Origin of the sequence: Streptomyces sp. W16 (genome assembly GCF_033194735.1) — a bacterium.
GTDB lineage: Bacteria > Actinomycetota > Actinomycetes > Streptomycetales > Streptomycetaceae > Streptomyces.
The window spans coordinates 1-826 of the sequence record NZ_JAWOAI010001194.1; the positions used below are offsets into that span (position 1 = coordinate 1).

Here is an 826-nt window from a genome sequence, read left to right on the forward strand (position 1 = left end):
CCGCGCGCGCAGCGCCTCCTGGGCCGCGTGCCGGTCGCGGCCGGCGAACAGGGCCTGGGAGAGGGCGAGCGCGGTGCGCCGCTCCTGGGGGGACAGATAGCGGTTGCGGCTGGACAGGGCCAGGCCGTCGGCCTCGCGCACGGTCGGCACGCCGACGATCTCCATGCCGAAGTTCAGGTCGCGCACCATGCGGCGGATCAGGGCGAGTTGCTGGGCGTCCTTCTGGCCGAACAGGGCGGCGTCGGGGCGGGTGAGGTGCAGCAGCTTGGCGACGACGGTGAGCATGCCGTCGAAGTGACCGGGGCGGACCGCGCCCTCCAGGCGTTCGCCCATGGGGCCGGCCGAGATGCGGACCTGGGGTTCGCCGCCCGGGTAGACCTCGTCCACGGAGGGGGCGAACACGACGTCCGCGCCCGCCTGTTCGGCGATCTTGAGGTCGGCGTCCAGGGTGCGCGGGTAGCGGTCGAGGTCCTCGCCCTCGCCGAACTGCAGCGGGTTCACGAAGACGGTGACCACGACCTCGCCGTCCGGTCCGGCGAGCTCGCGCGCGGCGCGGACCAGGGTGGCGTGGCCCTCGTGCAGGGCGCCCATCGTCATGACGACGACGCGACGGCCCGCACGCGTGCGTGCGTGCAGTTCGTCGGCGGTGCGCAGCAGGGTGGTGGTCATCCGGCATCTCCCTCGGTGCCGTTGGCGAGTACCCCGAGGAGGTCCTCGGCGAGTTCCGGCTTGAGCAGCCCGTGGGCCAGGGCCCGGTCGGCGGTCGCGCGGGCCATCGCCAGATAGCCGGCGACGGTCTGCGGGGCGTGCTTGCGCAGCTCGGTGA

At 73.8% G+C, this 826-nt stretch carries 1 protein-coding gene and 1 pseudogene; both read right to left on the minus strand.

From position 1 onward, the window contains the following. Positions 1-669, minus strand: a 669-nt coding sequence (gene panC, locus R6V09_RS54155; RefSeq protein ID WP_317888691.1) for a pantoate--beta-alanine ligase, incomplete at its 3' end; no start/stop codon positions are given. After that, positions 666-826: pseudogene (locus tag R6V09_RS54160) on the minus strand (oxidoreductase); the annotation flags it as partial. The gene panC and the pseudogene R6V09_RS54160, both read right to left, overlap by 4 nt.